General features: G+C 55.3%; 11 protein-coding genes. All 11 read right to left on the bottom strand.

Going from position 1 to position 6134, the window contains the following annotated elements; translation table 11 throughout:
• On the bottom strand, window positions 1–181 hold a 181-nt coding region (locus tag ACF8AM_RS13115), incomplete at its 3' end, for an uS17 family ribosomal protein (protein ID WP_392556060.1).
• A 49-nt stretch (window positions 182–230) separates the two neighbouring features.
• The gene (rpmC, locus tag ACF8AM_RS13110; protein ID WP_392556059.1) at window positions 231–437 is read right to left on the bottom strand and encodes a 50S ribosomal protein L29; all 207 of its coding nucleotides are present in this window, start codon (window positions 435–437) and stop codon (window positions 231–233) included.
• 192 nt (window positions 438–629) lie between these two features.
• Window positions 630–1046, bottom strand: coding sequence for a 50S ribosomal protein L16 (gene rplP / locus ACF8AM_RS13105; RefSeq protein ID WP_011121605.1), 417 nt, complete (start codon window positions 1044–1046; stop codon window positions 630–632).
• Complete coding sequence (gene rpsC / locus ACF8AM_RS13100; protein ID WP_392556058.1) at window positions 985–1695, bottom strand: 30S ribosomal protein S3; 711 nt, start codon at window positions 1693–1695, stop codon at window positions 985–987. Before rpsC ends, rplP begins: the two co-directional genes overlap by 62 nt.
• A 96-nt stretch (window positions 1696–1791) precedes the next feature.
• Window positions 1792–2151 carry a 50S ribosomal protein L22 gene (gene rplV, locus ACF8AM_RS13095; RefSeq protein WP_392556057.1) on the bottom strand — a complete coding sequence of 120 codons (360 nt, stop codon included), beginning with the start codon at window positions 2149–2151 and terminating at the stop codon, window positions 1792–1794.
• Between the two features lie 60 nt (window positions 2152–2211).
• Window positions 2212–2481 carry a 30S ribosomal protein S19 gene (rpsS, locus tag ACF8AM_RS13090; RefSeq protein WP_007326800.1) on the bottom strand — a complete coding sequence of 90 codons (270 nt, stop codon included), beginning with the start codon at window positions 2479–2481 and terminating at the stop codon, window positions 2212–2214.
• A gap of 34 nt (window positions 2482–2515) precedes the next feature.
• The gene (gene rplB / locus ACF8AM_RS13085) at window positions 2516–3376 is read right to left on the bottom strand and encodes a 50S ribosomal protein L2 (protein WP_392556056.1); all 861 of its coding nucleotides are present in this window, start codon (window positions 3374–3376) and stop codon (window positions 2516–2518) included.
• Window positions 3377–3473: 97 nt separating this feature from the next.
• Window positions 3474–3797 (bottom strand): 50S ribosomal protein L23, encoded by a 324-nt coding sequence (gene rplW, locus ACF8AM_RS13080; RefSeq protein ID WP_392556055.1) that lies wholly within the window; start codon window positions 3795–3797, stop codon window positions 3474–3476.
• 1 nt (window position 3798) lies between these two features.
• Window positions 3799–4467 carry a 50S ribosomal protein L4 gene (rplD, locus tag ACF8AM_RS13075; protein ID WP_392556054.1) on the bottom strand — a complete coding sequence of 223 codons (669 nt, stop codon included), beginning with the start codon at window positions 4465–4467 and terminating at the stop codon, window positions 3799–3801.
• 11 nt (window positions 4468–4478) lie between these two features.
• A complete protein-coding gene (rplC, locus tag ACF8AM_RS13070) occupies window positions 4479–5165 on the bottom strand; it encodes a 50S ribosomal protein L3 (protein WP_392556053.1) in 687 nt (228 codons plus the stop codon).
• Window positions 5166–5497: 332 nt separating this feature from the next.
• Window positions 5498–5824, bottom strand: a complete 327-nt coding sequence (gene rpsJ / locus ACF8AM_RS13065) for a 30S ribosomal protein S10 (protein ID WP_007326795.1) — start codon at window positions 5822–5824, stop codon at window positions 5498–5500.
• Between the last annotated feature and the right edge of the window lie 310 nt (window positions 5825–6134).

Raw genomic sequence — 6134 nt, 5'->3', positions numbered from 1 at the left:
CGATGATCTCGACCTTGTCGCCAACACCCGACTCATTGTTCTCGTCGTGAACGTGACACACCGTGCGGCGGCGAATGTACTTCTTGTATTTTGGATGCTTGACCAAACGAGCGATTTCGACGCGACGCGTCTTGCTCATTTTGTCGCTGGTCACAATTCCGGCTACGACGCGTTTGGGCATGGTGCTAGGTGGACGTGCTGTGAATGAATGGGTGAGTGTTGTTCGTCAATTAGGCTTGCGGCTGAGCAAGCTGACGTTCAGTTTGGATCGTCTTAACGCGAGCGATCGTTTTTCGGTTCTTCTTGATTTCGCTTGGCGTGTTCAGTCGTTCGGACTGGGATTGGAACCGCAGGCGAAACAAGGTTTCGGCGGCTTCTTTCGCAGTCGCTTCGAGCTGTTCGTCGCTCATTTCGCGAAGTTCGGTCAATTTGGTCATCGAATTAGACAAAGGTCAAAGGGGATGAATCGTTCAAAGGCCAGAATCGTTTGGTTTGCGAACCGGACGACTCCACTATCCCGATCAACGGAATAATCGATGTTTCGATCATCCACGTTGTTCCTGTAAGCTGAAGTCGGTTGGCCGAAACTCGGTCATCGACCCGCCAAATCCACATGTTCGCAAACGCGATCACGCAGAACGGCGTTCAACAAAACGGACTTTGACCGGCATCTTGCTCGCCAGTCGTGCAAAGCACACTTTGGCTTGTTGTTCGGTCACGCCACTGAGTTCGTATAAAATGGTTCCCGGCTTGACGACCGCGGCCCAAAAGTCAGGCTCCCCTTTACCTTTCCCCATCCGTGTTTCCAGCGGAGTGCTGGTCACAGACTTGTCGGGAAAAATTCGGATGTAGAGCTTGCCTTGGCCGCGAACGTATTGCTGGGCTGCGATTCGTCCGGCTTCGATCGTCGTTGCTTTGATCCAGCCAGCATCCAGAGATTGGATACCGTAATCACCAAAGACGACCGTATTGCCGCGAGTCGCGTTACCTTTTATACGACCTCTTTGGCTTTTTCGATGCTTGACCCGTTTGGGCATCAGCGCCATCGTTGTCGTCTCCGTAAGTACCTTGGTTAATCCACACTTGAATCCCGATGTGCCCCTGTGGCGTCATCGCTTCGGTGAATCCGTAATCAATCTTGGCTTGTAGCGTGCTCAATGGGATTGAGCCAGCACTTTGCTTTTCGCGACGGGCCATTTCGGCACCGCCCAGTCGACCTGCCATTTGGATTTTGATGCCCTTTGCACCAGCGTCCATCGTCTGTTCGAGCATTCGTTTCATCGTGCGTCGGAAGCTCGATCGTTTTGCCAGCTGTTGAGCAATGTCTTCTGCAACCAATTGGGCCTGCAGTTCTGGACGACCGACTTCTTCGACTTTCAAGTTGATGCGGCGACCGACCAAGTTTTGCAGTTCGGCTTGCAGGATCTCAATTTCTTGACCCTTCTTACCGATAATCAAACCTGGTCGAGCAACGTACAGCATCACTCGGACTTCGTCTCGCGTGCGTTCGATCTCAATGCGATCGATCCCCGCGCTCTTGTATTGTGATTTCTTCGGGTGCTTGGTGATGAACTCGCGAATCTTGCGATCTTCCACCAGCAGATCTGAAAAATCCTGCTTCGAGGCATACCAACGACTTCCCCAACCACGGGTGACGCCGGTACGAAACGCAATCGGATTGACTTTTTGACCCATGGGAGAGTGCTGAGTGCTGAAGGCAGGGGGTTAAATAAACGGTGCTGTGTCTGGTGTCGTTGTTCGAGTCGAGCGTTTGGCCCAACGGGAACCGTCTTAGATGTTTTCGATGTGGGTCAGGCCAACACGAATGTGGCTTGATCGTTTCTTGATCATGAACGCCATCCCGCGTGCTCGCGGCTGAATTCGTTTGAACATGGGGCCACCGTCGACGCGAACGTCGGTGATGACCAGTTCTTCAATGCGGTGGCTGCGTCCGCTGTTCTGATCAGGGTCTTGGGCGTTACCGACAGCGCTCTTGATCACCTTTTCAAGCATCCGGGCACCGCGTTGCGGTTGGTACTTCAGGGTGTCCAAGGCCTCGTCGGCAAACATGCCGCGAACCAGGTCAGCAACCAAACGCACTTTTTGTGCGCTGATGCGGGCGTTCTTGTGATATGCGTTGAATTGGGACATGTCTGTCGCTAAATCGTTTGACTCGTGAATTTCACCAACCGGATGGAGGGCCGCTATGGACTAGCGTTTACCCTTGCCGCCGTGACCTTTGAAGGTCCTTGTGGGAGCAAACTCGCCGAGTTTGTGTCCCACCATGTCTTCCGTCACCAGCACCTTGATGTGCTGGCGGCCGTTGTGAACCATGAACGTGACGTTCACGAATTCAGGAACGATCGTGCAGGATCGTGCCCATGTCTTGATCGGTTCCTTGGAGCCCGTTTCGGCTGCCTTCTGGACTTTGAAAAAGACTTTTGGGTCTACAAAAGGACCCTTCTTACTGCTTCGACTCATGATTTGTTACCGGAGTTGCCGCTGAAAGGGTGGCCTACTTGTGGAGTTTCAATTGACCGTAGCGACGACTCTTGCGTCGGCGAACGATCGACGAATTACTTGGTTTGCGTTTTTGACGGGTTGCTCCGCCCTTCGCGCTCTTGCCCGATGGGCTGACTGGGTGACGTCCGCCCTTCGTTCGGCCTTCACCACCACCGTGTGGGTGATCGATTGGGTTCATGGCTGTGCCGCGAACGTGTGGTCGGCGACCGAGCCAACGTGAACGTCCAGCCTTGCCAAGTACCACGTTCATGTGGTCACTGTTTCCAACCTGGCCGATGGTTGCACGGCAGGCACTTGGAACACGGCGAACTTCACCGGATGGCAACAGCAACTGGGCCCAGTCCGCTTCGCGGGCTTGGAGTGTTGCTTGCGTTCCAGCGGACCGGCACATCACTGCACCACGACCAGCACGCATTTCGATGCAGCAGACGGAAGTGCCCAGTGGGATGTTTTTTAGTGGCAGGCAATTGCCGACCACGGGTGGGGCTACAGGGCCGTTTTGCAGTTTGTCGCCAGCAGCGACGCCTGCGGGGGCGATCACGTAATGCTTTTCGCCATCGGGGTACTTCAGCAAGGCGATTCGGGCGGTACGGTTTGGGTCGTACTGAACCGAATCAACCGTCGCCACCACACCGTCTTTCACGCGACGGAAGTCAATGACGCGATACTTCTGCTTGTGTCCACCGCCGCGGTGACGGGAGGTGATTTTGCCTTGGTTGTTCCGTCCGCCAGTTTTGGTCTTTGGACGCAGCAAAGAACGTTCTGGCTTGTAGCCAGGAGTCAGTTCCTTGAAGTCGCTGACCGACGCGTTGCGTCGGCCGGCGCTGGTCGGCTTGTAGATTCGGATGCCCATGAGTATCGCTTTTTCTTGCGAGCTGTTTCTGTGCGCGGAAGTGTGTGGTGTGGATTGGTGGCGGAGTCAGGGTGAACCCTGGACTCGCTTCGCTGTCTTAGAAGAAGTCGATGCGATGATCTTCGTGGAGCGAAACGATCGCCTTTTTCCAATCGCTGGTTCGTCCGATCTTGTTTCGGAACCGGCGTGATTTCCCTTTGCGGGTTTGGGTGCGGACCTTCAGTACTTTGACGTCAAACAGGTGTTCAACTGCTTTTTTGACGTCGATCTTGGTCGCGTCGCGGTGGATTTGGAACGCGTATTGGTTGTTCCGTGTCGCGCGGTGCACGCCTTTTTCGGTCACGAGCGGCTTGAGCAAGATCTGGTGGGGTTCCAGTTCGATCTTGCGTTCAACAGGTTTGGGTGGTTGGATCGCAGACATGTTAGGCCGCTGCCTCCGCTTCGTTGGTGTTCTGGGTTGAACCGGCGAATGTGCCGTCCTTGACTCGGTCGAGTGCTTCTTGAGTGAAGAGCACACGTTTCGGAGTCAGCAGGGTCAGTGCGTTCAGTTGGCGAACGGGTTCTACCGTCACGCCAGCGATGTTGCGGCCACTTTTGTAGATGACTTGGTCATCGTTAGCGGTTGCGATCAGCGTGGTCGTGTCTTCGAGTCCCAGGTTCTTGAGGATCTGGGCGATTTGGCTGGTCTTCGGTGCGTCCAGCTTGAGTTCGTTGATGACGATCATCTCGCCGTCGTCGATTCGCGAGCGGATCGCCATGCGAGTGGCGATCTTGATCGCTTTCTTTGGCAGTCGGTAGCTGTAGTCGCGAGGTTTGACGGTTCGGGCAACACCACCACCACGTCGAACGTTGGTTCGCTTGGATCCAGCACGAGCGTTGCCGGTCCCTTTTTGGCGGTACATCTTTTTGTTGGTGCCGCTGACTTGGCCACGGGTTCGCGTGTTGTGCGAGCCTTGGCGTTTGTTGGCTTGGTACATGACCACAACGTCGTGCAGCAATTGCTTGCTGACTCGGTTGGCGATCTGTTCGGTGTCGATCTCGTACTGTCCGACTTCTTTGCCGGAGGCGTCGAGGATAGGTAGGTTTGCCATGTGTGTGTTCCTCAGCCGACTTTGTTGGTTTGACGAATCGAGACAAAGCCGCCGTTGGCGCCAGGGACCGCACCGCGAATCATGAGCAGGTTGTTTTCTGCGTCGACGCGTACGACTTCCAGGTTGCGGGTGGTGACGTTGGCGTTGCCGTACTGCCCTGCCATTCGTTTGCCTTTGAACGTCCGGCTTGGCGAAGCACTCATGCCGGTACCACCAGCGTGGCGGTGGCACTTTTTCACGCCGTGAGTGGCGCGTTGGCCAGCAAAGTTATGGCGTTTCATGACGCCGGCGAATCCGCGTCCTTTGCTGGTGCCGGTGACATCGACCTTCTTGACGTCGTTGAATTGTTCGACCGTCAGAGTGTCGCCGACATTGGCGTCTGCTGATCCGCGGAACTCGCGGATGAATCGTTGTGGTTCACAATCGGCCTTGGCGGGGGCTTCGATGCCAGCAGCGGAACGCTTTTTGGAGCGTTTGCTTTCGATCGTTGCGACTTGGCCACGTTCGCTGCGTTTTGCAAGGCGTCGTGGTTTGTCTTCGAAACCCAGTTGAACGGCTTCGTAGCCGTCCCGTTCTTTGCTGCGGACTTGCAGCACGTGGCAAGGGCCAGCTTGCACGACCGTGACGGGAACAGCGGTTCCGTCTTCCAGGAAGATCTGAGTCATCCCGATTTTGCGGCCAAGGATAGATGGTGACATAACAGTTCCTGCCCGCCGTAAGCGAGCGATGTGCGATTCGTTAGGAGTTCCGAGACCTTCGTGGCGATCGGCTCAGTGATCCGGTGTGTGCCGGGTCTGAGTGATTTCGCCGCGACTTCCGTCCATGCGGAAAACCGTGACCAATTCGTGTGTGTGATGGGTTAACTTGAGTCGGTCCCCGGTGGAGTGGCGTTTGCCGTGGGGACTGATCTTGTCCTGACTGGGAGGCCGGTGAAGGGCTGACTTTGCTAGCAAGGTGTCTTGCTTTTGCGGGTCAGTGTTGGCTCTTTGTCAGTTGAGTGCCGGGGTTGCGAAATGCGATTGTCGACCAATCAGCGGGCGGACGCCTTGATCTTGATATCGACACCAGCCGGCAGGCTTAGCTTGTTGAGTGCTTCGATCGTCTTGGCGGAAGCCTGAACGATGTCCACCAAACGCTTGTGCGTTCGGATTTCATATTGTTGGCGAGCCTTCTTGTTGACGAAGGGGCTCGACAGGACTGTGTAGCGTTCGATTCGGGTCGGCAAAGGGATGGGGCCATGCACGATGCTGGCGGTCGCTTTGACGGTGTCGACAATGTCGCGGGCACTCTGGTCCAGCACGGCATGGTCGTACGCTTCCATTCGAATGCGGATGACTTCGCTGGGGCCGGTTGACACTGCTTACTTCCAAGTCGGGAACGGGATACGAGTCTGTTCCTCACTGCAACTTTGCTGTGAGGAGGCGAGAATGTACGGTTGACGTCACCGAGCGTCAACGGCTTTTGAACAATTGATGAAAAAAAGCCGTTGAAATTGCCAGGATTGCTCTAGGCGGATGGTCGAATGGGCTCAGTTCACGCTGATGGTCGCGTTTTTCGACTGGGCTTGCTCGTTGTTTTCGGTGTTTCTGTCAAGCGAGGCAATGGTCATCGACTCGATTCAAGTGGTTCCTTGAGTCGGTGTTGGTTGTCTTGTGGTGAAACCCTTT

The sequence above is a fragment of the Rhodopirellula sp. JB055 genome (assembly GCF_043100905.1).
Taxonomy (GTDB): Bacteria; Planctomycetota; Planctomycetia; order Pirellulales; family Pirellulaceae; genus Rhodopirellula.
This window is presented reverse-complemented; position numbering and strand designations above follow the sequence as displayed.

What these genes read in the sequence shown, in the direction of transcription:
- rplC (WP_392556053.1), bottom strand. Translation starts at nt 5,165, where the DNA reads ATGTCACCATCTATCCTTGGCCGCAAAATCGGGATGACTCAGATCTTC.
- rplW (WP_392556055.1), bottom strand. Translation starts at nt 3,797, where the DNA reads ATGTCTGCGATCCAACCACCCAAACCTGTTGAACGCAAGATCGAACTG.
- rpsS (WP_007326800.1), bottom strand. Translation starts at nt 2,481, where the DNA reads ATGAGTCGAAGCAGTAAGAAGGGTCCTTTTGTAGACCCAAAAGTCTTT.
- rpsC (WP_392556058.1), bottom strand. Translation starts at nt 1,695, where the DNA reads ATGGGTCAAAAAGTCAATCCGATTGCGTTTCGTACCGGCGTCACCCGT.
- rpmC (WP_392556059.1), bottom strand. Translation starts at nt 437, where the DNA reads ATGACCAAATTGACCGAACTTCGCGAAATGAGCGACGAACAGCTCGAA.
- rplP (WP_011121605.1), bottom strand. Translation starts at nt 1,046, where the DNA reads ATGGCGCTGATGCCCAAACGGGTCAAGCATCGAAAAAGCCAAAGAGGT.
- rplB (WP_392556056.1), bottom strand. Translation starts at nt 3,376, where the DNA reads ATGGGCATCCGAATCTACAAGCCGACCAGCGCCGGCCGACGCAACGCG.
- rplD (WP_392556054.1), bottom strand. Translation starts at nt 4,467, where the DNA reads ATGGCAAACCTACCTATCCTCGACGCCTCCGGCAAAGAAGTCGGACAG.
- rplV (WP_392556057.1), bottom strand. Translation starts at nt 2,151, where the DNA reads ATGTCCCAATTCAACGCATATCACAAGAACGCCCGCATCAGCGCACAA.